Source organism: Enterobacter cloacae complex sp. 2022EL-00981, assembly GCF_028737495.1.
Taxonomy (GTDB): Bacteria; Pseudomonadota; Gammaproteobacteria; order Enterobacterales; family Enterobacteriaceae; genus Enterobacter; species Enterobacter cloacae.
Window position 1 is genome coordinate 256,757 of the sequence record NZ_JAQZRK010000002.1, and the last position, 20,190, is coordinate 276,946.

The 20,190-nt window shown below is 55.6% G+C and carries 20 protein-coding genes; 14 read left to right on the forward strand and 6 right to left on the reverse strand.

What is annotated here, in order from left to right; genetic code table 11:
- The first annotated feature begins 8 nt into the window (after positions 1–8).
- The 5 genes from PUZ33_RS03080 to PUZ33_RS03100 are packed head-to-tail and all read left to right on the forward strand — an operon-like array spanning position 9 to position 5,384.
- Positions 9–1,541, forward strand: a complete 1,533-nt coding sequence (locus PUZ33_RS03080) for an ABC transporter substrate-binding protein (RefSeq protein ID WP_062676910.1) — start codon at positions 9–11, stop codon at positions 1,539–1,541.
- Between the two features lie 22 nt (positions 1,542–1,563).
- Positions 1,564–2,586, forward strand: a complete 1,023-nt coding sequence (locus tag PUZ33_RS03085) for an ABC transporter permease (protein ID WP_062676909.1) — start codon at positions 1,564–1,566, stop codon at positions 2,584–2,586.
- Complete coding sequence (gene ddpC / locus PUZ33_RS03090) at positions 2,583–3,479, forward strand: D,D-dipeptide ABC transporter permease (protein ID WP_038419496.1); 897 nt, start codon at positions 2,583–2,585, stop codon at positions 3,477–3,479. The genes PUZ33_RS03085 and ddpC overlap by 4 nt, the downstream gene beginning before the upstream one ends.
- On the forward strand, positions 3,476–4,462 hold the full coding sequence (locus PUZ33_RS03095; RefSeq protein WP_062676908.1) for an ABC transporter ATP-binding protein: 987 nt from the start codon (positions 3,476–3,478) through the stop codon (positions 4,460–4,462). Before ddpC ends, PUZ33_RS03095 begins: the two co-directional genes overlap by 4 nt.
- Complete coding sequence (locus PUZ33_RS03100; protein ID WP_062676907.1) at positions 4,455–5,384, forward strand: ABC transporter ATP-binding protein; 930 nt, start codon at positions 4,455–4,457, stop codon at positions 5,382–5,384. The genes PUZ33_RS03095 and PUZ33_RS03100 overlap by 8 nt, the downstream gene beginning before the upstream one ends.
- Here PUZ33_RS03100 and PUZ33_RS03105 read toward each other — a convergent pair.
- Positions 5,381–6,130: an SDR family NAD(P)-dependent oxidoreductase gene (locus PUZ33_RS03105; protein WP_029883329.1), complete on the reverse strand. Its 750-nt coding sequence runs from the start codon at positions 6,128–6,130 to the stop codon at positions 5,381–5,383. The two genes, PUZ33_RS03100 and PUZ33_RS03105, sit on opposite strands and share 4 nt — an antisense overlap.
- A 135-nt stretch (positions 6,131–6,265) precedes the next feature.
- Between PUZ33_RS03105 and PUZ33_RS03110 the strand changes: the two genes are divergently transcribed.
- Entirely contained in the window at positions 6,266–7,171 is a 906-nt protein-coding gene (locus PUZ33_RS03110) for a LysR family transcriptional regulator (RefSeq protein ID WP_062676906.1), read from the forward strand.
- A gap of 23 nt (positions 7,172–7,194) precedes the next feature.
- Here the strand turns inward: PUZ33_RS03110 and PUZ33_RS03115 are convergent, their stop codons facing one another.
- Both PUZ33_RS03115 and PUZ33_RS03120 read right to left on the reverse strand, forming a co-directional pair.
- Positions 7,195–7,623 (reverse strand): OsmC family protein, encoded by a 429-nt coding sequence (locus PUZ33_RS03115; protein ID WP_020690322.1) that lies wholly within the window; start codon positions 7,621–7,623, stop codon positions 7,195–7,197.
- Positions 7,624–7,704: 81 nt separating this feature from the next.
- Complete coding sequence (locus tag PUZ33_RS03120) at positions 7,705–8,598, reverse strand: LysR family transcriptional regulator (RefSeq protein WP_072262789.1); 894 nt, start codon at positions 8,596–8,598, stop codon at positions 7,705–7,707.
- A gap of 111 nt (positions 8,599–8,709) precedes the next feature.
- Between PUZ33_RS03120 and PUZ33_RS03125 the strand changes: the two genes are divergently transcribed.
- From PUZ33_RS03125 to adhP, 6 genes are all read left to right on the forward strand, one after another.
- Complete coding sequence (locus tag PUZ33_RS03125; protein WP_062676904.1) at positions 8,710–9,561, forward strand: Vmh family MBL fold metallo-hydrolase; 852 nt, start codon at positions 8,710–8,712, stop codon at positions 9,559–9,561.
- A gap of 233 nt (positions 9,562–9,794) precedes the next feature.
- Positions 9,795–10,010 carry a biofilm-dependent modulation protein gene (gene bdm / locus PUZ33_RS03130; RefSeq protein ID WP_013096534.1) on the forward strand — a complete coding sequence of 72 codons (216 nt, stop codon included), beginning with the start codon at positions 9,795–9,797 and terminating at the stop codon, positions 10,008–10,010.
- A gap of 95 nt (positions 10,011–10,105) precedes the next feature.
- Positions 10,106–10,243 carry a stationary-phase-induced ribosome-associated protein gene (gene sra, locus PUZ33_RS03135; RefSeq protein ID WP_013096533.1) on the forward strand — a complete coding sequence of 46 codons (138 nt, stop codon included), beginning with the start codon at positions 10,106–10,108 and terminating at the stop codon, positions 10,241–10,243.
- Positions 10,244–10,419: 176 nt separating this feature from the next.
- On the forward strand, positions 10,420–12,117 hold the full coding sequence (locus tag PUZ33_RS03140; protein ID WP_013096532.1) for an NAD-dependent malic enzyme: 1,698 nt from the start codon (positions 10,420–10,422) through the stop codon (positions 12,115–12,117).
- A gap of 723 nt (positions 12,118–12,840) precedes the next feature.
- On the forward strand, positions 12,841–14,550 hold the full coding sequence (locus PUZ33_RS03145) for an ABC-F family ATP-binding cassette domain-containing protein (RefSeq protein ID WP_062676903.1): 1,710 nt from the start codon (positions 12,841–12,843) through the stop codon (positions 14,548–14,550).
- Between the two features lie 195 nt (positions 14,551–14,745).
- Complete coding sequence (adhP, locus tag PUZ33_RS03150) at positions 14,746–15,756, forward strand: alcohol dehydrogenase AdhP (protein ID WP_013096530.1); 1,011 nt, start codon at positions 14,746–14,748, stop codon at positions 15,754–15,756.
- Between the two features lie 59 nt (positions 15,757–15,815).
- On the opposite strand, the gene araJ is transcribed toward adhP, so the two are convergent.
- On the reverse strand, positions 15,816–16,991 hold the full coding sequence (araJ, locus tag PUZ33_RS03155; protein ID WP_062676902.1) for an MFS transporter AraJ: 1,176 nt from the start codon (positions 16,989–16,991) through the stop codon (positions 15,816–15,818).
- Positions 16,992–17,158: 167 nt separating this feature from the next.
- Between araJ and ppk2 the strand changes: the two genes are divergently transcribed.
- Positions 17,159–17,977: a polyphosphate kinase 2 gene (gene ppk2, locus PUZ33_RS03160; protein WP_058682723.1), complete on the forward strand. Its 819-nt coding sequence runs from the start codon at positions 17,159–17,161 to the stop codon at positions 17,975–17,977.
- Between the two features lie 291 nt (positions 17,978–18,268).
- Positions 18,269–18,592, forward strand: coding sequence for a CcdB family protein (locus tag PUZ33_RS03165; RefSeq protein WP_072262788.1), 324 nt, complete (start codon positions 18,269–18,271; stop codon positions 18,590–18,592).
- Between the two features lie 54 nt (positions 18,593–18,646).
- Here the strand turns inward: PUZ33_RS03165 and fdnI are convergent, their stop codons facing one another.
- Together fdnI and fdxH are read right to left on the reverse strand one after the other, a co-directional pair.
- The gene (fdnI, locus tag PUZ33_RS03170) at positions 18,647–19,303 is read right to left on the reverse strand and encodes a formate dehydrogenase-N subunit gamma (RefSeq protein ID WP_013096526.1); all 657 of its coding nucleotides are present in this window, start codon (positions 19,301–19,303) and stop codon (positions 18,647–18,649) included.
- Positions 19,296–20,180 (reverse strand): formate dehydrogenase subunit beta, encoded by an 885-nt coding sequence (gene fdxH / locus PUZ33_RS03175; RefSeq protein WP_062676901.1) that lies wholly within the window; start codon positions 20,178–20,180, stop codon positions 19,296–19,298. Before fdxH ends, fdnI begins: the two co-directional genes overlap by 8 nt.
- Positions 20,181–20,190: the final 10 nt, after the last annotated feature.

A 20,190-nucleotide genomic window follows, 5' to 3' on the forward strand; every position in this document is an offset into this window, starting at 1 on the left:
GCACTGCCATGAAAACAACGCTTCTCACGACGCTTATCGCCGCCACGCTGGCTCTGAGCATGCCTGCTGCGCAGGCCGCCGTTCCGAAAGACATGCTGGTGATAGGTAAATCCGCCGACCCGCAAACCCTCGATCCGGCAATCACCATTGATAACAACGACTGGACCGTCACCTATCCGTCCTATCAGCGTCTGGTGAAGTACAAGCCTGGCACCACGGAGGTCGAAGGCGATCTGTCCACGGGCTGGAAGGCATCTGAGGATCAGAAAGAGTGGACCTTCACCCTGACGGACAACGCGAAATTCTCTGACGGCACGCCGGTCACCGCTGAAGCGGTAAAACTGTCGTTTAAGCGCCTGCTGAAGCTCAGTCAGGGGCCGTCTGAAGCGTTCCCGAAAGATCTCAAAATTGACGCCGTTGATGACCACACGGTGAAATTCACCCTCAGCCAGCCGTTTGCTCCCTTCCTCTATACCCTGGCGAATGACGGTGCATCGATTATTAACCCGGCCGTACTGAAGGCCAATGCCGCCGATGATGCGCGGGCTTATCTGGCGCAGAACACCGCCGGTTCCGGGCCATTTATGCTGAAGAGCTGGCAAAAAGGTCAGCAGCTGGTGCTGGTGCCTAACCCGCACTGGGCGGGTGATAAACCCCACTTTAAGCGCGTCTCGGTGAAAATTATCGGTGAAAGCGCGTCGCGTCGCCTGCAGCTTTCCCGTGGCGATCTGGATATTGCCGACTCCCTGCCTGTCGATCAGCTTTCTGCGCTCAAGCAGGAGGGCAAAGTCGCCGTGGCGGAGTATCCGTCCCTGCGCGTGACCTATCTCTATCTCAACAACAGCAAAGCACCGTTGAATCAGGTGGATTTGCGCCGGGCCGTCTCCTGGGCAACCGATTATCAGGGAATGGTGAAAGGCATTCTCAGCGGTAACGGCAAGCAGATGCGCGGCCCGATCCCGGATGGCATGTGGGGCTTTGACGCCACCGCCATGCAGTACAGCTTTGACGAGGCCAAAGCGAAAGCGGCGCTGGAGAAAGTCAAAGATAAACCGTCCAGCCTGACGTTCCTCTACTCGGACAACGACCCGAACTGGGAGCCTATCGCCCTCTCCACTCAGGCCAGCCTGGGCAAGCTCGGTATCAACGTCAAGCTGGAAAAACTGGCCAACGCCACCATGCGCGACCGCGTGGGTAAAGGCGATTATGACATTGCCATTGGCAACTGGAGCCCGGACTTTGCCGACCCGTACATGTTCATGAACTACTGGTTTGAGTCAGACAAAAAAGGTCTGCCGGGCAACCGCTCGTTCTATGAGAACAAAGAGGTCGATTCCCTGCTGCAGGCGGCGCTGAAAACCACGGACCAGGCGGAGCGCACCCGCGATTACCAGCAGGCGCAGAAGATTGTGATTGACGAAGCGGCCTACGTTTATCTGTTCCAGAAGAACTACCAGCTGGCAATGAACAAAGAGGTCAAAGGTTTCACCTTTAATCCAATGCTCGAGCAGGTGTTCAACATCGCCACCATGAGCAAGTAACGGTTTCGCCGGGGGAAAGTGTATGACATTCTGGAGCATTGTGCGCCAGCGCTGCTGGGGGTTAATCCTGGTAGTAGCCGGTGTCTGTATCATCACCTTTATCATTTCACACCTGATCCCCGGCGATCCGGCCCGCCTGCTGGCCGGTGACCGTGCCAGCGACGAGATTGTGCAGAACATTCGCCAGCAACTGGGACTGGATCAGCCGCTCTATATCCAGTTTGGCCGCTATGTGGACGCCCTGGCGCACGGCGATTTAGGGACCTCTATCCGTACCGGGCGGCCGGTGGCGGAAGATTTAAAAGCCTTCTTCCCTGCCACGCTGGAGCTGGCGTTCTGTTCCCTGCTGCTGGCGCTGGTGATCGGCGTTCCGCTGGGGATTTTATCGGCGGTCTACCGTAACCGCTGGCTGGATCATCTGGTACGGCTGATGGCGATGACCGGGATCTCCACACCGGCCTTCTGGCTGGGTCTGGGCGTCATCGTCTTGTTCTACGGCCATCTGCAGCTTCTGCCCGGCGGCGGCAGGCTGGACGACTGGCTCGATCCCCCTGCCCACGTGACGGGCTTTTATCTGCTGGATGCCCTGCTGGAGGGTAACGGCGAGATCTTTTTCAACGCCCTGCAACACCTGATTTTACCGTCACTGACGCTGGCGTTTGTTCATCTTGGCATCGTGGCGCGTCAGGTACGTTCCGCCATGCTGGAGCAGCTCAGCGAAGATTATATTCGCACCGCCCGCGCCAGCGGCTTGCCGGGCTGGTATATCGTCCTGCGGTATGCCCTGCCGAATGCGATGATCCCGTCCATTACCGTACTCGGGCTGGCGCTGGGCGATCTGCTTTATGGTGCGGTACTGACCGAAACCGTCTTTGCCTGGCCAGGCATGGGTGCCTGGGTGGTGACCTCCATTCAGGCGCTGGATTTCCCTGCCGTCATGGGCTTTTCCGTGGTGGTTTCACTGGCCTATGTGGTCGTCAATCTGGTGGTTGATCTGCTCTATCTGTGGATTGACCCTCGTATCGGGCGCGGAGGTGCCGAATGATGTTGACTGAGGAAACGCCCGTCCCCGTAAACACAACGAAACCGGGCATCGACTGGCCAAGGCTGTTCTGGATGCTGCGTCAAAGCCCGCTCACGCTGATCGGCGGGGTGATTATGCTGGTGATGCTGTTGCTGATGGTAACTTCACCGTGGATCGTCCCCCATGATCCGAACGCGCTGGATCTTACTGCCCGGTTGCAGGCCCCGTCTGCACAACACTGGTTTGGTACCGATGAAGTCGGACGCGATCTGTTCAGCCGCGTGCTGGTCGGTAGCCAGCAATCCATTACCGCCGGGCTGGCGGTGGTGGTGATTGCCGGGAGTATCGGCTCGCTGCTGGGCTGTTTGTCCGGCGTGCTGGGCGGGCGCGGCGATGCCATCATTATGCGGGTGATGGACATTATGCTCTCCATTCCCTCCCTGGTACTGACCATGGCGCTGGCGGCGGCGCTTGGGCCGAGTCTGTTTAACGCCATGCTGGCGATTGCGATTGTGCGTATCCCGTTTTACGTTCGCCTGGCGCGCGGGCAAACCCTGGTGGTGCGCCAGTTTACCTATGTGCAGGCCGCGCGCACTTTTGGCGCATCGCGCTGGCATTTGATCAGCTGGCACATTCTGCGTAACGCCCTGCCACCGCTGATCGTGCAGGCCTCACTGGATATTGGCAGCGCCATTCTGATGGCCGCCACGCTGGGCTTTATCGGCCTTGGGGCACAGCAGCCCACCGCCGAATGGGGAGCGATGGTGGCCGTGGGCCGCAACTATGTGCTCGACCAGTGGTGGTACTGCGCCTTTCCTGGTGCGGCAATTCTGGTCACTGCCGTCGGGTTTAATCTGTTTGGTGACGGCATTCGCGACCTGCTGGATCCGAAATCGGGAGGAAAACAGGCATGAGCGAAGCAGTATTAACCATTGAAGATTTACACCTGAGCTTCCCGATATTTCGCGGCGAAGTTCACGCCCTGAACCACGTATCGCTGGAGATCAAACGCGGCGAGATTGTTGGCGTAGTGGGCGAATCCGGCTCCGGAAAATCGGTAACGGCGATGCTGACCATGCGTCTGCTGCCGGAGGGCAGTTACCGGGTCCATCGCGGGCAGGTAAAACTGTTGGGTGAAGATGTCCTGAATGCATCCGAGAAACAGCTCCGCCAGTGGCGCGGTGCCAAAGTGGCGATGATTTTTCAGGAGCCGATGACAGCGCTGAACCCAACGCGACGAATTGGCAAACAGATGGTGGAGGTGATCCGCCAGCATCAGCCCCTTTCACGGCGTGATGCCGGGAAAAAAGCGATCACCCTGCTGGAAGAGATGCAGATCCCGGATGCGGCGGAGGTCATGGAACGTTATCCGTTCGAGCTGTCCGGCGGCATGCGCCAGCGGGTGATGATTGCGCTGGCCTTCTCCTGCGAGCCTGAACTGATTATTGCCGATGAGCCGACCACCGCACTGGACGTCACCGTCCAGCTACAGGTACTGCGATTGCTGAAGCATAAAGCACGGGCCAGCGGAACCTCGGTACTGTTTATCAGCCACGACATGGCGGTGGTTTCACAACTCTGCGACCGGATGTATGTCATGTACGCCGGGAGCGTGATTGAAAGCGGCACCACGCAAACCCTGATCCACCATCCCGTTCACCCCTATTCCATCGGCCTGCTGCAGTGTGCGCCTGAAAACGGCGAGCCGCGCGAGATGCTGCCTGCCATCCCCGGTACGGTGCCCAATCTTAGCCTGCTTCCGCGCGGATGTGCTTTTCGGGAGCGCTGTTTTGCTGCGGGCGTAAAATGCACTGAAACACCGCGCTTACTGCCTCAGGGGGCCGAAGGCCAACGGGCGGCCTGCTGGTATCCACAACAGGAGAAAACCCATGTCTGACGTACTGCTGGAACTGGATCGCGTGCACGTTAACTTTCCCGCACGCAAAAACTGGCTGGGGCGGGTCACGGAACAGGTGCACGCCCTCAACGGACTGGATCTTAAGATCCATCGCGGCGAAACACTGGGGATTGTTGGCGAATCCGGCTGTGGTAAAAGCACGCTGGCGCAGCTTTTAATGGGGATGCTCAAACCCAGTGCCGGCCTGTGTGCACGGACAAACCACACGGGCGGTATGCAGATGGTGTTTCAGGATCCGCTCTCGTCGCTTGACCCGCGTCTGCCGGTCTGGCGCATCATCACCGAGCCGGTGTGGGTGCAAAAACGCAGCAGCGAACGGGAACGACGCCAGCTTGCTGAAAACCTGGCGCAGCAGGTGGGTATCCGTCCGGAATATCTCGACCGTCTGCCGCATGCCTTTTCCGGCGGCCAGCGTCAGCGCATTGCTATCGCCCGCGCCCTTTCCTCAAACCCGGACATCATCGTGCTGGATGAGCCCACCAGCGCGCTGGATATTTCCGTACAGGCGCAGATCCTCAATTTACTGGTGAAGCTGCAGCAGGAACGCAACCTGACGTATGTGCTGATATCCCATAACGTCTCGGTTGTCAGGCACATGAGCGATCGCGTGGCGGTAATGTATCTCGGGCAAATTGTCGAACTGGGCACGGCGGCACAGGTGCTGGTTACGCCGCGTCATCCGTATACCCGGCTGCTGCTCGATTCCGTTCCCAGAACCGGTGAGCCGCTGGATGAAAACCTGGCGCTGCGTAAAACGGATCTCCCGGGTAACCGCCATCTGCCCGAGGGGTGCTATTTCCGCGACCGTTGTCCGCAGGCCACGCAGGGGTGTGAACGCCCGCAGCCGCTACAGCCTTCACACGAGGGCCGTAGCGTGCGCTGCTGGCGTAATGTGGATTAAATTTGCGCCATCCCACCATCAACAAACAGCTCGGTGGCGTTAATAAAGCTGGCCGCGTCAGAGGCCAGAAACGCCACCACTTTCCCCACCTCGCCCGGCGCACCTAAACGTCCTAACGGAACCTGTGCAGCCAGCGCATCGTACAACCCCTGACGATGTTCTTCTGGCACCAGTTCGCCGAGTCCCGGGGTTTTGACGGGGCCAGGACTGACCACGTTGATACGGATCCCACGGCCCTGCAGATCCAGCGCCCAGGAGCGGGCAAAGTTGCGTACGGCGGCTTTGCTGGCGCTGTAGACGCTAAAGTTTGCCGTTCCCTTTATCGACACCGTTGAACCGGTCAGAATAATGGACGACCCGGCAGATAACAGCGGCAGCGCTTTTTGTACTGTAAACAGCACTCCGCGCACGTTTGTGCCGAAAATACGGTCAAACTGCTCCTCGGTGATTGCTCCCAGCGGCAGCATATCTCCGCCACCCGCATTGGCGAACAAAATATCGAGACGCCCTTCTTCTTTTGCTATCTGCGCATAGACTCGATCCAGATCGGCGAGTTGTGAGACGTCGGCACGAATACCCACCGCACGGGAATCAATTTGTGCGACAGCGGCATCCAGCTCGGCCTGTCGACGACCGGTGATATAGACTTTGGCGCCCTGAGCCGCCAGCTCCTGCGCCGTGGCAAGACCAATACCGGTGCTGCCGCCAGTGACCAGTGCGATTTTTTCGAAGAGCGTTGTGTTCATGTCATTTACCTTTTGTTGGGTTTGCGTTGTGCGTTTTTGCTTGCGCTGGAGACACATTAGCCCTTGCCGGATTAGTGAAAAACCAGCAAAAATGAAAATGACTATTCACAGACAGAAATAATCGAGAGAAAAAAGATGGACCAGCTCATGGCGATGCGCGCCTTCACGCGGGTTGTGGAAACCGGTAGCTTTACCCGAGCGGCTGATTCGCTAAACATGCCCATTGCCACACTGAGCAAGTTTGTGAAAGCGCTTGAGGCGCATCTTGAAATACGGCTGCTGCACCGTACCACCCGCCGGGTGGTCACGACGCCGGAAGGCGCGAAGTATTATGAAAAAGCGCTCAGGGTGCTCATTGATATCGAAGATATCGATACCTCGTTTCGCGTCTCTCACGCCACACCGAAAGGACATCTGCGGGTGGATATTGGCGGTTCGACTGCCCGCGACGTGCTCATCCCCCTGCTCCCGGATTTCATGCAGCGCTACCCGGATATTCGCATCGATCTTGGCGTGGCGGATCGTCCTGTTGATTTGATCAGCGGCAACGTGGATTGTGTGATCAGAGGCGGTCCGCTGAACGATTCCACCCTTATCGCCCGTCATCTGGGCGACGCCGACATGGTGAGCTGCGCAACGCCGGGCTATCTGAAAAAGCACGGCGTTCCGGCTTATCCCCAAGAGTTGCGCAACGGACATAAACTTATAAGCTATCTCTCCCCGGTCACCGGGCGGCCCTTTCCGTTTCGCTTCAGGAAAGGCGGCGAGGTGCAGGAGATCGGCATTTCGCACTATCTCGGGGTTAATGAAAGCAATGCGCACCTGGCAGCGGCGGTGGCAGGATTAGGGATCATTCAGACGTTTACATATTCAGCAAAGACATATCTTCAGGCGGGTACGTTACAAGAAATTTTAAGCGACTGGCACCCGGCGGCGTATCCGTTTCACGTGGTTTACCCGCAAAACCGGCATCTGACGCATCGCCTTAAGGCGTTTATTGCATGGCTGGCAGCGGTTTTTCCTGCTGCGCTGAAGGGATAGCCGGGCCTTCGCCCGGCTCAGGCTTAGTTAAGTTTATAGTCCAGCGTGATTTCCGCTTTCAGTACCTGCGACACCGGGCATCCTGCTTTCGCTTTCTGGATGATGCCGTCGAATTTCTGCGGGTCGATACCCGGTACGGTGACCTTGCTGTTTAGCGCAATTTTGCTGATTGCGAAGCCGCCATCGGTTTTATCCAGGGAGACATCCGCTGTGGTATCGATGGAATCTGCGGTATAGCCCGCTTCACCAATCATCAGCGACAGCGCCATTGAGAAACAGGCGGCGTGGGCTGCGCCAATCAACTCTTCCGGGTTAGTGCCTTTAGCGCCTTCGAAGCGGGTGTTAAAGCCGTAAGGTTGTTGATTCAGGACGCCACTTTCCGTTGAGACCGTCCCTTTGCCATTTTTGATATCACCAGACCAGTGTGCCGAACCGTGCTTATGAATCGTCATTCTTGCTCTCCTTTTGGCTTACAAAGGGGTAAGTATAGACGATGGTTCCGGCACCCCCAGGAACACAGACAATTCTGTAACCTATTCCCGCTGCGCGTCGCCTGACAGATGGTGCGCTATCTCATCAAGAAACACGCGCAACGCCGCGGGCTGATACTCCCGGGACTGATAAATACCGTGAATGGCTAACGCTTTGGGCGTCAGGCTGCTCAGCACCGGGACCAGCGTGCCCTGTTCAATCGCGGCATGTGCTTCCTGCTCCGGCAGCATGGCAATGCCGCAATGCTTCACCGCCGCCTCCATCAACAATGACGAGATGCTGGCGCTGAGGTTGCCGCTCACGGCGACGCTGACGTTTTCCCCTTCCGGCGTCAGGAAGTGCCACGCCTGACCGGCGAAAAAGCTGTAGTGCAGACAGTTGTGCTGCGCTAACTCCTTCACCTGCTCTGGCGTGCCGTGGGTTGCAAGATACTGCGGCGACGCGCACAGCACGGAACGACACTCCCCGAGCCTGCGGGCGATCATCCCGGGCTCTGGGTTATCCGTGATGCGGATCGCCACATCAATGCGTTCCCCTACCAGGCTCACCGGGTGGTTGTTCACATCCAGCTCAATGCGCAGCTGCGGGTAGCGCGAAAGCAAGCCGGGCAGCACCGGGGCAATCAGATGCATGGCGGTAAAATGGGCGCAGGCCACCCGTAGCGTGCCTGAAGGGAGATCTTTCTCCGACTGGCCCTCAATTTCCTGCGACAGCTGGGACAGCGTTCGCGTTTTTAGCAGCACCTTCTCTCCGGCCGCCGTCAGCGTCAGCTTGCGCGTCGAGCGGTTTACCAGCCGCGTACCGGCCCACTTCTCCATTTGCTCAAGATAGCGGCTCACCATCGGACGGGAGATACCCAACGCCCGGGCCGCTGCACTCAGGCTTCCCAGCTCGCATATCCGGTTATAGACCTGAGCGGCAATAACGCGATCCATATCACACCCCATTTGCTCAATTTATGAAACAAAGCATGTCTTGTTTCAGGAATTCTGGCAAATGCGAATATCCGTACAATAAAGACTTTCCTGAACAACAGAGACATCAGAATGAAATTCACTCACCTTGCACTGCTTTCCACGCTTATCACGCCCGCGGTGTTGGCTGCGCCATTAACCATTGATACCTATAACCCGCAGGACAAAGGGATGTTTGCGGTCTCCTCCACGCTGGTCTCTGGTCCAAAAGAGGCCGTGCTGTTTGACGCCCAGTTCAGCGTCAAAGATGGCGAAGCGCTGGTCGACAAAATTCGCAAAAGCGGGAAAACCCTGAACAAAATCGTCATTACCTCTGGCGATCCGGATTTCTATTTTGGACTGCAACCGCTGGTGAAAGCCTTCCCGAATGCCAAAGTGGTGGCCACACAGCAGGTGGTTGACCATATCAAGGCCACCAAAGACGCCAAGCTTGCCTTCTGGGCACCGCAGATGAAAGACGGTGCGCCAACCGAACTTATCGTTCCGCAGGTGCTGGCATCCACTACCTTCATGGTGGACGGCGAGAAGATTGATATCGAGCAGCCAGAAAGCTACGCCGCCTATGTCTGGATCCCTTCGGCTAAAACTATCCTCGGTGGTACCGGTGTCGCCTGGGGTATTCACGTCTGGACGGCAGACACCCAGACGCCAGCCAGCCGCAAGGAGTGGCAACAGACGCTGGAAAGCATGGCGGCACATAAGCCTGAACGCGTGATCCCGGGTCACTATCTGGGAACACCACCGGCAGGCAGCGGTGCTCTCGACTTTACCCGTGATTATCTCCAGCGCTTCGAACAGGCGTTGTCAGAACATAAAACATCGACAGGCGTGATCAACGCCATGAAAAAACAGTATCCGGGTCTGGCTGAAGAGAGCTCGCTGGAATTAAGCGCCAAAGTGAATACTGGCGAAATGAAGTGGTGATGTAAAATCTGCTCCTGCTATATTTCGGTGATAGCAGGAGCACCTGCAAAATATCCTCGCGGTAAACCCGCAATATATCCTCCCATTCTAAAAGCGCATAAAAGCATGCACTTATGTCATTTTTATTTCTAAGATGAATCTTAGACACAGCGGCCAAAATATTTGCCATTCTGTTTGTGAATTAAATTTTTTTGCGAGCCGTACCATTAAACAGACAACGACACGGAGGCAGCATGTTTACTTATTACCCGGCCAATACTGCAGCAGCACAACCTGAACTCGTTAACGCGATTGCACAGGGTCTTCACGCCGAGCATGGTGCTGTGACTGAAGATGACATTTTGATGGAACTGACCAAGTGGGTGGAATCCACAGACAATGACATCCTCAGTGACATCTACCAGCAGACCATTAACTACGTCGTCAGCGGGCAAAACGCACCTTTGTAAAAACCTGCTAAGCTGGATCTGCAACCTAAGGGGTTACATTTCGTTTGCGTAAGCGAACTGGTCCTTAAAACTATCAACAGGATTGAGGAGTTAACATGAAATCGAACCGTCAGGCACGCCATATACTGGGACTGAACTACAAGCTTTCTAACCAACGTAAAGTGGTGATTGAAGGCGACAGTGAAACACAGGTCACTCACGCCACCGGCAGAAAACGCCACGCGGGCAAGTAAGTTCCCAGGAGAGATCCTCAACACCATCGGCAAAACCGATGGTGTTTTTGTTTATGTGTTGCGGTAATTAATATTTAGCTCCTTTATAATACCGCCTGACCGCACCCCATCGCACAGGCCAGAAAGATGACAAACAGCAGTGTCAGGGACGGATCTTCAAAAAAAGAGTGAGTGACATGGACAACAAACTGAAAAAACATCGTTCCCTATATATCCCTTATGCCGGCCCGGTATTACTCGAATTCCCCCTGCTCAACAAAGGTAGCGCCTTCAGCATGGAAGAGCGCAGCAGCTTCAACCTGCTCGGTTTGCTGCCAGAAGTGGTGGAAACCATTGAAGAACAGGCAGAGCGCGCGTGGATCCAGTATCAGGGTTTCAAAACCGAAATCGACAAACATATTTACCTGCGCAACATTCAGGACACCAACGAAACCCTCTTCTATCGTCTGGTACAAAATCATCTCGAAGAGATGATGCCGGTGATCTACACCCCAACGGTGGGTGCCGCCTGTGAACGCTTCTCAGAGATCTACCGTCGCTCCCGTGGCGTCTTTATCTCTTATCAGAACCGCCACAACATGGACGATATTCTGCAGAACGTGCCGAACCACAATATCAAAGTGATCGTGGTGACCGACGGCGAACGTATTCTGGGTCTCGGTGACCAGGGTATTGGCGGCATGGGGATCCCAATCGGTAAGCTCTCTCTGTATACCGCCTGCGGCGGCATCAGCCCGGCGTATACCCTGCCGGTGGTGCTGGATGTGGGCACCAACAACCAGCAGTTGCTTAACGACCCGCTGTATATGGGCTGGCGTCATCCGCGTATTACCGACGACGAGTATTATCAGTTTGTTGATGATTTCATCCAGGCGGTCAAGCACCGCTGGCCGGACGTGCTGCTGCAGTTTGAAGACTTCGCGCAGAAAAACGCGATGCCGTTGCTGAACCGCTATCGCGATGAGATCTGCTCTTTTAACGATGATATTCAGGGCACCGCTGCGGTCACCGTCGGCACGCTGATTGCCGCCAGTCGCGCGGCAGGCAGCCAACTGAGCTATCAGAAAATTGTCTTCCTGGGCGCAGGCTCTGCGGGTTGTGGTATCGCCGAGCAGATTATCGCCCAGACGCAGCGTGAAGGGCTAAGCGAAGAGCTGGCGCGCTCCCGCGTGTTCATGGTCGACCGTTTCGGCCTGCTGACCGACGGCATGCCAAACCTGCTGCCGTTCCAGACTAAGCTGGTGCAGAAACGTGAGAATCTGAAGAACTGGGACACCGACAACGAAGTGCTCTCTCTGCTGGACGTAGTGCGCAACGTGAAGCCGGATATCCTGATTGGCGTCTCCGGTCAGACGGGGCTGTTCACCGAAGAGATCATTCGTGAGATGCACAAGCACTGCGAACGCCCTATCGTGATGCCGCTCTCCAACCCGACCTCGCGCGTGGAAGCAACGCCGCAGGACATCATTGCCTGGACCGAAGGGAACGCGCTGGTCGCAACCGGCAGCCCGTTCGATCCGGTGGTGTGGAAGGACAAAACCTATCCTATTGCCCAGTGCAACAACTCCTATATTTTCCCGGGCATTGGTCTGGGTGTGATCGCCTCCGGCGCGTCGCGCATTACCGATGAGATGCTGATGTCGGCAAGCGAAACCCTGGCGGGCCACTCGCCGCTGGTGAACGATGGCGAAGGACTGGTGCTGCCAGAGCTGAAAGACATTCACAAGGTGTCGCGTGCAATTGCGTTCGCGGTCGGGAAAATGGCCCAGCAGCAGGGTGTGGCAGTGAAAACCTCTGCTGACGCGCTGCAGCAGGCCATCGACGACAACTTCTGGATGCCGGAATACCGCAGCTACCGTCGTACTTCGATCTAACACTGTGTTCCGACCGTTCCCTCTCCCTGTGGGCTGAGCGATCCCCATAAAATAATGTCTGCACGGAGGCCCCCCTCTCCCTTGAGGGAGAGGGTTGGGGTGAGGGGGAACATATGGCTGTAGAGGTCATTCCGTTCACTTTATGTTCCTTGCTACTCTGTAACGGCATGACTTGTGAACGTGCCAGGGCGGCTCAATCGCCGCTTCGCGGTGCCCTCGGCTTATTCCTTCCGGCTTATCGGGGACGGGCGGATGTAACGTCCCTGTAAAGCCGCCCTCTCGGCGCATCCATGCGCCTCGCCCCGGCCTGCAGGAAACGCCTCAGCGATTTACAGCCGGACCAGGGCGTCGCTATAAGTCATTTATTTGCCTGAAGCAACATTCGTCGCTTTCGGTAAAAAATTACTGGGGATTCCTCAGCCCTGTGGGAGAGGGAATTACATTCGCCCCCCCTAGCCAAACCGCCTTTCCCCCGCTACACTCCTTTCATCCATTAACCCACTGAATATATAAGGAGGCCAATTATGCTGTACTGTGAAATTTTCAATGTTTCACATGCATTTGGTGATCGCACCAGCTCAAGCGTTATCGGTATCGTGCTGCGATAACTTCTGCTTGAGCGAAGACACCAACCCCTGAAATCCCTTCTCTCGGGCTTACTGAGTTATCGTCAGCGATGTTTGACGAGGCATAAACATGCCTGTAACTCTTGGGTAAGCAACAATGAGCACTTTACTCACTGCACAATCTTTACGTGTTGATACGGCGTTTGGCACGCTCTTCGACTCCCTCTCCTTTACGCTGAAAAAAGGCGACCGCATTGGCCTGCTGGGCGATAACGGCTGCGGCAAAAGTACGCTGCTGAAGGTGCTGGACGGCACAGATTCTCCCGCTGCCGGAAGCGTCGCGCTGGCCGGACACTGTCTGATGGCACGCGTTGAGCAACATCTGCCAGAAGCCATTTATCCCCTGACCATGCTGGATGCCGTGCTGGCGCAACTGCCCACGACTGAGCGCGAGAGCCTGCGCTGGAAAGCAGAAACGCTGCTGGCGGGTATGGGCTTTACGCCACAGGACATGGCCTTGACGACGGCGACGCTGAGCGGCGGGCAACACACGCGTCTCCTGCTCGCGCGGGCGTTGATCGGCGAGCCGGATCTGTTACTGCTGGACGAGCCGAGCAACCACCTCGATTTGCCTACCATGCTCTGGCTGGAGCAGTTTTTACAGAACTGGTCCGGCAGCTTTGTACTGGTCTCGCACGACAGGCAGTTGCTGGATGCCGTCACCAACGGCAGCTGGATCCTGCGCGATAAGATGTTGCACTACTTCGCCCTTCCCTGCACCGCCGCGCGCCAGGCGCTGGTGGCGAAAGACGAAAGCGATGCGCTGCGACATAAGGCGGAGCAAAAGGAGATCGACCGCGTAACCGCCAGTGCCAGACGGCTGGCCACCTGGGGCAAGGTCTACGATAACGAAGATCTGGCCCGCAAAGCCAAACAGATGGAAAAACAGGTCGAGCGGCTAAAGGAGAGCCAGACAGAGCTCACGGCAGGCAGTCCGTGGACGTTAACCCTGCGTGGTGATGCCCTGCGGGCGGACCGACTGCTGGAGATGGAAAACCTCGGCGTACCGCCTGCACCTGGGTTGCCCGATCTATTTCACGTCGACATTGCGCGGCTGAAAAGTGGCGATCGCGTGGCTATCGTCGGGCGTAACGGCTGCGGCAAATCATCGCTGATGAAGCTCATCTGGCGGCATTTCTCAGGTGAACCGTCAGAGGCTGGGCTAAAACTCCATCCTCGCGTGTCGCCAGGCTATTACGACCAGGCGCTGAATCAGCTTCCGGATGAGGCAACGATCTTCGACGCGCTGGAGCCTTTTGCGCCAGCGCCACAGGATCGCAAGATGGCGCTTATCAGCGCCGGGTTCCCGTGGGCGCGTCACGGGCAAAAGGTCAGCACCCTCAGCGGCGGGGAGCGTTCGCGCCTGCTGTTTGTCGGCCTGACGCTTGCCCGTTATAGCCTGCTGATGCTGGATGAGCCTACCAACCACCTGGACATGGAAGGCAAAGAGGCGCTGGCCACTACCCTGCAACAGTTTGACGGCGGAGTGCTGCTGGTCAGCCATGACCGGCAGCTGATCGCCCAAAGCTGCAATCGCTTCTGGCTGATTGAGGACGGTTTGCTGAGCGAATGGCATGACGCCGAAGCCGTGTTCGAACGGCTGCGTGAACGCACAGGCCTGATGGCGTCGTCGGCGTCACCCGCAGTCGCGGATGTTAAAGCGCAAGCCTCGGACGATCTGCTTGAAAGGCTGATCGCGCTGGAAACGCTACTCGCAGAAGACCTGGCGCGTAAGCCTAAGCATCAGAAACCACATCTGCAGGCGCAATGGCGCAAAGAGATTGAGGTGATAGAAGCAAAACTGTAGATCTGTGCCCGGCGAGCTTCTCGCCGGGCCAGTGAATTCCCCCCTAATTATTAGAGGATCGCTGTATTCTTAATCTGAAATCGCATCAATTGGTGACATTATGTTGCCGCCGCCTTGCATAACTCCTCTAAACTATTAATCCTTAAGTAGTATTCCCCTGCGATACACATACCCATCAAAAACAAGGAGAAACCTATGAAGGCTGCTGTTGTTACACAGGATCATCAGGTCAATGTTACCGAAAAAACCTTACGCCCACTGAAGCACGGCGAAGCCCTGCTCAAAATGGAGTGCTGTGGCGTTTGCCATACTGACCTCCACGTCAAAAATGGCGATTTCGGTGATAAAACCGGTGTGATCCTGGGCCACGAAGGGATTGGGATCGTGAAAGAAGTTGGGCCTGGCGTGACGTCACTGAAAGTCGGCGACCGCGCAAGCGTCGCGTGGTTCTTTGAGGGCTGCGGCCACTGTGAATACTGTAATACCGGCAACGAAACCCTGTGCCGCGATGTGAAAAACGCCGGTTATTCCGTTGATGGCGGCATGGCTGAAGAGTGCATTGTCACCGCGGATTACGCGGTAAAAGTGCCTGACGGGCTGGATTCCGCTGCGGCCAGCAGCATAACCTGTGCCGGCGTCACCACTTACAAAGCCGTAAAAGTCTCCCATATCAAGCCGGGCCAGTGGATTGCGATCTATGGCCTGGGCGGACTGGGTAACCTCGCCCTGCAGTATGCGAAAAACGTCTTCAACGCCAAAGTCATCGCCCTTGACGTTAACGACGAACAGCTGAAGCTGGCAGCGAGCATGGGGGCAGATTTAACCATCAACTCCCGCAGCGAAGATGCCGCTAAAATCGTGCAGGAAAAAACCGGCGGCGCGCATGCGGCTGTGGTAACCGCGGTCGCGAAAGCAGCGTTTAACTCGGCGGTGGACGCGGTGCGTGCCGGTGGCCGCGTGGTGGCCGTTGGCCTGCCGCCGGAAGCCATGAGTCTGGATATCCCCCGTCTGGTGCTGGACGGTATCCAGGTGGTCGGCTCGCTGGTTGGTACCCGTCAGGATCTGCAGGAAGCGTTCCAGTTTGCTGCCGAAGGCAAAGTGGTGCCAAAAGTGACAATGCGCCCGCTGGAAGATATCAACGCCATCTTCAAAGAGATGGAACAGGGCCAGATCCGCGGCCGTATGGTGATTGATTTACGCTCGTAACGCCGTTCCCGCTAACCGCTCCGTTTATGGGGCGGTTTTTTATGACCACATTCCGGCACTCAGGCCAGCGCACGAGCATCATACTGAGCCCGCCGGGCGCGCAGATAGCCATACACCAGCAGCGCGCTCATCGCCAGGAAGGATAATATCGCCGCCGGTAGCGTGACATAGCTCCAGCTAAAACCGAGCGTAATCATCATTCCGCCAAAATAAGCACCAATCGCACTGCCCAGGTTAAACGCCATCTGTCCGCCTGCGGCACCGAGCATTTCCCCTCCTTTCGCATTTTGCAGCAGCAGAATTTGCAGTGGTGCAGAGAGTGCGAACAGCCCGGCACAGCAGATGAACCCCATCACAAGCGACGCGGTTTTCTGTTCGCCAAAGGCGAAAAGCAATAACAGTGAGGCGACAATCACCATATCGGTGGTGGCAGCAATACGCAGCGGGCTGAAACGACCCGATAGTTTCCCGCTCAGCAGGTTACCCAGCACCATGCCGAGGCCCATCAACATCATGATGATCGTCATCAACCCCTCGGAGAAGCCAGAGACATTGACCATAAACGGCTTCACAAAACTGAACCACGCAAAAACGCCAGCGTTGCCAAACATGGTGGCGGCGAAAATCAGCCACGGCTCCGGTTTTTTCAGGAAGTGAAACTGCTTGGTGAGTTTTATTTCTGATGCGTCATGAAGGTTTGGTACCCACACCAGCACCGAGAGGATCACCAGCGCGTCAAACAGGGCTATCAGGAAAAAGGTATAGCGCCAGTTGAATGTATGCCCCAGCCAGGTTCCAAACGGAACCCCCACCAGATTCGCCACGGTCATCCCGGCGATCATCCCCGCCACGGCCACCGTCACCTTACCCGGTGGCGCTATTTTCGAGAGGATAATCGCCCCCACGCCGAAAATTGCGCCGTGCGGGAACCCCGAGATTAAGCGCCCTGCCGCCAGCCAAAAATAGGATGTGGAAAAGGTAAACATCGCGTTGCCCACCGCACACAGGGCAACCAGAAACAGCAGCGTGGTTTTTAACGAGAACTTACTGGAAAACAGCGCCACAATCGGCGCGCCAATCACCACGCCAAAGGCGTAAAACGAAATCATATTTCCGGCGGAGGGAATGGAAATACCGGTATCATGCGCCAGTTCCGTCAGGACACCCATAATGCCAAATTCAGCCATGCCCAGGCCAAACGTGCTAAGGGCTAACGAGAAAATTGTCTTTTTCATACCACAACCACGAGTGAAAATTCGCAGCGGGCATTATTGAATAATCTTGTATGGTGAGCCAGTTCAAATCAGCAGACTGACACGTTAATCCATTAATTCAGGTGAATTACACTTCTTAATGCGGCCTCGCTTCTTCCCCGCGATCGGACAACCTGAGGATGACAATCATGGCAAGTAACAAGAAAACCAGCGTCGCTGTTGATGTCGTTAAAAATGCCCCTCTGAAAACAAAAGAGTATGAAAAAGAGCTTCGTCGCCTTCACGTTGAACTGGTCAAACTCCAGCAATGGGTTGTCGCCAAAGGATTGAAAGTCTGCATCGTGTTTGAGGGACGCGACGGGGCCGGTAAAGGCGGGACCATAAAAGCGATAACCGAACGCGTCAGCCCGCGCGTATTCCGGGTTGTCGCGCTGCCTGCGCCTACAGAGAAAGAGAAAACGCAGCTCTATTTCCAGCGTTATGTTCCGCACCTGCCCGCTGCCGGTGAAATCGTTATTTTTGACCGCAGCTGGTACAACCGCGCAGGCGTTGAACGGGTGATGGGGTTCTGCACGCCGGAACAGGTTGAAAAGTTTCTTGATGGCGCACCGGTGATGGAAAAAGCGATGGTCGATGCCGGGATCATTTTGCTGAAATACTGGCTTGAAGTGACGCCAAAGGAGCAGGAACGCAGGCTACGCGATCGCATCAACGATGGCCGCAAGATCTGGAAATTATCGCCTATGGATATTAAATCGTTCAATTTATGGGATGAATACACCGTAGCGCGGGATGCCATGTTTGCCTCCACGGACACTGCCTGGGCACCGTGGTTTGTGGCGCGCTCGGAAGATAAAAAACGCGTGCGGTTGAATATTATCTCTCATCTGCTTTCCCAGATCCCGTATAAAGAACTTCACGTTGAAAAAGTGGATTTGCCGAAGCGCAAAATTGGCAAAGCCAAACCGACAAAATACCCTTTCCGATATATTGCGGAGAAATTCTGATAAGCTGGAAGACGGCTCGCATAATGAAGATTACCAGGGGAAACGGTATTGTTTTTTGTTGGCTGCGGTTGATAATGACCGCACCAACAAAGGAGGCTAAAAAATGAAACCAAACCGAACAAAAAACTGCAGTGGCAGACCACCCCGGACAGAGAGAATACCGCGTCAGGCCTTGACTCCAGAGGAACGCAGACGCCAGCACCATCAGGATCAGGAATTCATAAAAGCCATGAATGAATTTACTGCTAAAGCGGGATTATTATCAGATGACCCTTATTTTGGAGGGCTTTAATGTGCTTTCAGTTCGATGTTTATCGTAACCCCTCAGACAAAACGCGCGAATATCAGCCTTATTTTATGATAATACAACATGACTATTATGATGATTTATCAACAAGACTGATTGTTCCTTTAAGCTATCATAATAACTTACATGGGCATTACAACGCCGCCACACCATTAATAAAAATTGAATTTGAGAGATATTTTCTTAACACTGCGGGCATAACACACGTGGAGAAAAAGAAATTAAATAATAAAAATTTTGTATGTAATCTTCGCAGCGCAAGAAGTACCGTCATTGCGGCGATAGATGCGTTAGTGACGAACACATAACGTAGGCCCGCGCAAGCGAAGCGCCGCCGGGCAAAGCCGACGGCGCAGGACGTTTTACTTCATCCCTTCCGTACTCTCCTGTTTCGCTTCCTGTCGCTCCACTTCCCGGTACCAGCGTGGGTGGTGTTTCTGCGCCCAGCGGCGGCTCACCTTCCCTTCAATCATGCCTTTAATCGACCCTTTAACCCAGAACGCCATATACATATGGATCAAAATGGCATGGATCAGAATGATGGCTGAGGTTGCGTGGATCAGCAGCGCGTAGCGGATGACCTGCATCGGGAAGTATTGCGCAAAATAAGGACGCCAGATGATCACACCAGTCACCAGCAGGACGAAAATCATGCTCATGATGCTCCAGAACATCATCTTCTGTCCGGCATTGTATTTACCGACCTTCGCGACTTTATGTTCGTTCCCTTTCAGGACCTCAATAATGCCCTTCAGCCAGGGAATATCCTGCTTGTCCGGGATATTGTGGTGGACGAAACGCACAAACATAAACATCAGCACCACAAAAATCAGTACGCCAAAAAACGGATGCAGAATACGCCCCATCTGCGGCGTGCCGAACGTTTCCGTCAGCCATTGCAGCGTCGGGAAGAAAAACGAAATTCCGGATACGGCCACCAGGAAGAAGCAGATCACCACCGTCCAGTGACAGGCGCGATCGACAAACTTTGTGCGCACTATCATTTTCGACTTACTCATTATGCTCCTCCTCGTCGTCATCCACCTCTTTATTCGGCCCGATACCGATGTAGTGATAAATCAGCCCGGCAAAGGTGGCGATAAAGCCCGCCGCCGAGAGCGGTTTTAGCGCCCCTTTCCAGAGATTGATTGAGGTATCGATCGCTGGATCTTTCGGCAGATTGTGGTACAGCTCCGGCTGATCATTGTGATGCAGAACATACATCACGTGCGTACCGCCCACCCCCTGCGGGTTGTAGATGCCCGCCTTGTCGTAGCCGCGCGCTTTTAGTTTGTCCACGCGCTGCTGCGCCACCTCCAGCATCTCTTTCTTGGTGCCGAAGTGAATGGCCCCGGTTGGACAGGTCTTGACGCAGGCAGGCTCTTGCCCGACGCTGACGCGGTCTACGCACAGGGTGCATTTGTATACCCGGTTATCCTCTTTATTGAGGCGCGGGATGTTAAACGGACAACCCGCAATGCAATACCCGCAGCCGATACAGTTATCCTGCTGGAAGTCGACGATCCCGTTCGCATACTGGATGATGGCGCCTGCAGACGGGCAGGCCTTGAGGCAGCCCGGATCTTCACAGTGCATACAGCCATCTTTTCGAATCAGCCACTCCAGCTTGCCGTTCTGGTCAGTTTCGCTAAAACGCATCACCGTCCAGGATTTGGCGCTCAGATCGGCCGGGTTGTCGTAAACGCCAACGCAGTGCCCTACCTCATCGCGGATATCATTCCACTCTGAACAAGCCACCTGGCAGGCTTTGCAACCCACGCAGGAAGAGACATCGATAAGCTTGGCGACTTCGGCCTTATAATCCCGCGCGCGCGGCGCGGGGGTTATCGGGTTGGTCGCGGAGCGTTTGATAATGTCTTGTGTTTCCATCGCCATTTACTCGCTC

What these genes read in the sequence shown, in the direction of transcription:
- PUZ33_RS03080 (WP_062676910.1), top strand. Translation starts at nt 9, where the DNA reads ATGAAAACAACGCTTCTCACGACGCTTATCGCCGCCACGCTGGCTCTG.
- PUZ33_RS03085 (WP_062676909.1), top strand. Translation starts at nt 1,564, where the DNA reads ATGACATTCTGGAGCATTGTGCGCCAGCGCTGCTGGGGGTTAATCCTG.
- ddpC (WP_038419496.1), top strand. Translation starts at nt 2,583, where the DNA reads ATGATGTTGACTGAGGAAACGCCCGTCCCCGTAAACACAACGAAACCG.
- PUZ33_RS03095 (WP_062676908.1), top strand. Translation starts at nt 3,476, where the DNA reads ATGAGCGAAGCAGTATTAACCATTGAAGATTTACACCTGAGCTTCCCG.
- PUZ33_RS03100 (WP_062676907.1), top strand. Translation starts at nt 4,455, where the DNA reads ATGTCTGACGTACTGCTGGAACTGGATCGCGTGCACGTTAACTTTCCC.
- PUZ33_RS03105 (WP_029883329.1), bottom strand. Translation starts at nt 6,130, where the DNA reads ATGAACACAACGCTCTTCGAAAAAATCGCACTGGTCACTGGCGGCAGC.
- PUZ33_RS03110 (WP_062676906.1), top strand. Translation starts at nt 6,266, where the DNA reads ATGGACCAGCTCATGGCGATGCGCGCCTTCACGCGGGTTGTGGAAACC.
- PUZ33_RS03115 (WP_020690322.1), bottom strand. Translation starts at nt 7,623, where the DNA reads ATGACGATTCATAAGCACGGTTCGGCACACTGGTCTGGTGATATCAAA.
- PUZ33_RS03120 (WP_072262789.1), bottom strand. Translation starts at nt 8,598, where the DNA reads ATGGATCGCGTTATTGCCGCTCAGGTCTATAACCGGATATGCGAGCTG.
- PUZ33_RS03125 (WP_062676904.1), top strand. Translation starts at nt 8,710, where the DNA reads ATGAAATTCACTCACCTTGCACTGCTTTCCACGCTTATCACGCCCGCG.
- bdm (WP_013096534.1), top strand. Translation starts at nt 9,795, where the DNA reads ATGTTTACTTATTACCCGGCCAATACTGCAGCAGCACAACCTGAACTC.
- sra (WP_013096533.1), top strand. Translation starts at nt 10,106, where the DNA reads ATGAAATCGAACCGTCAGGCACGCCATATACTGGGACTGAACTACAAG.
- PUZ33_RS03140 (WP_013096532.1), top strand. Translation starts at nt 10,420, where the DNA reads ATGGACAACAAACTGAAAAAACATCGTTCCCTATATATCCCTTATGCC.
- PUZ33_RS03145 (WP_062676903.1), top strand. Translation starts at nt 12,841, where the DNA reads ATGAGCACTTTACTCACTGCACAATCTTTACGTGTTGATACGGCGTTT.
- adhP (WP_013096530.1), top strand. Translation starts at nt 14,746, where the DNA reads ATGAAGGCTGCTGTTGTTACACAGGATCATCAGGTCAATGTTACCGAA.
- araJ (WP_062676902.1), bottom strand. Translation starts at nt 16,991, where the DNA reads ATGAAAAAGACAATTTTCTCGTTAGCCCTTAGCACGTTTGGCCTGGGC.
- ppk2 (WP_058682723.1), top strand. Translation starts at nt 17,159, where the DNA reads ATGGCAAGTAACAAGAAAACCAGCGTCGCTGTTGATGTCGTTAAAAAT.
- PUZ33_RS03165 (WP_072262788.1), top strand. Translation starts at nt 18,269, where the DNA reads ATGTGCTTTCAGTTCGATGTTTATCGTAACCCCTCAGACAAAACGCGC.
- fdnI (WP_013096526.1), bottom strand. Translation starts at nt 19,303, where the DNA reads ATGAGTAAGTCGAAAATGATAGTGCGCACAAAGTTTGTCGATCGCGCC.
- fdxH (WP_062676901.1), bottom strand. Translation starts at nt 20,180, where the DNA reads ATGGCGATGGAAACACAAGACATTATCAAACGCTCCGCGACCAACCCG.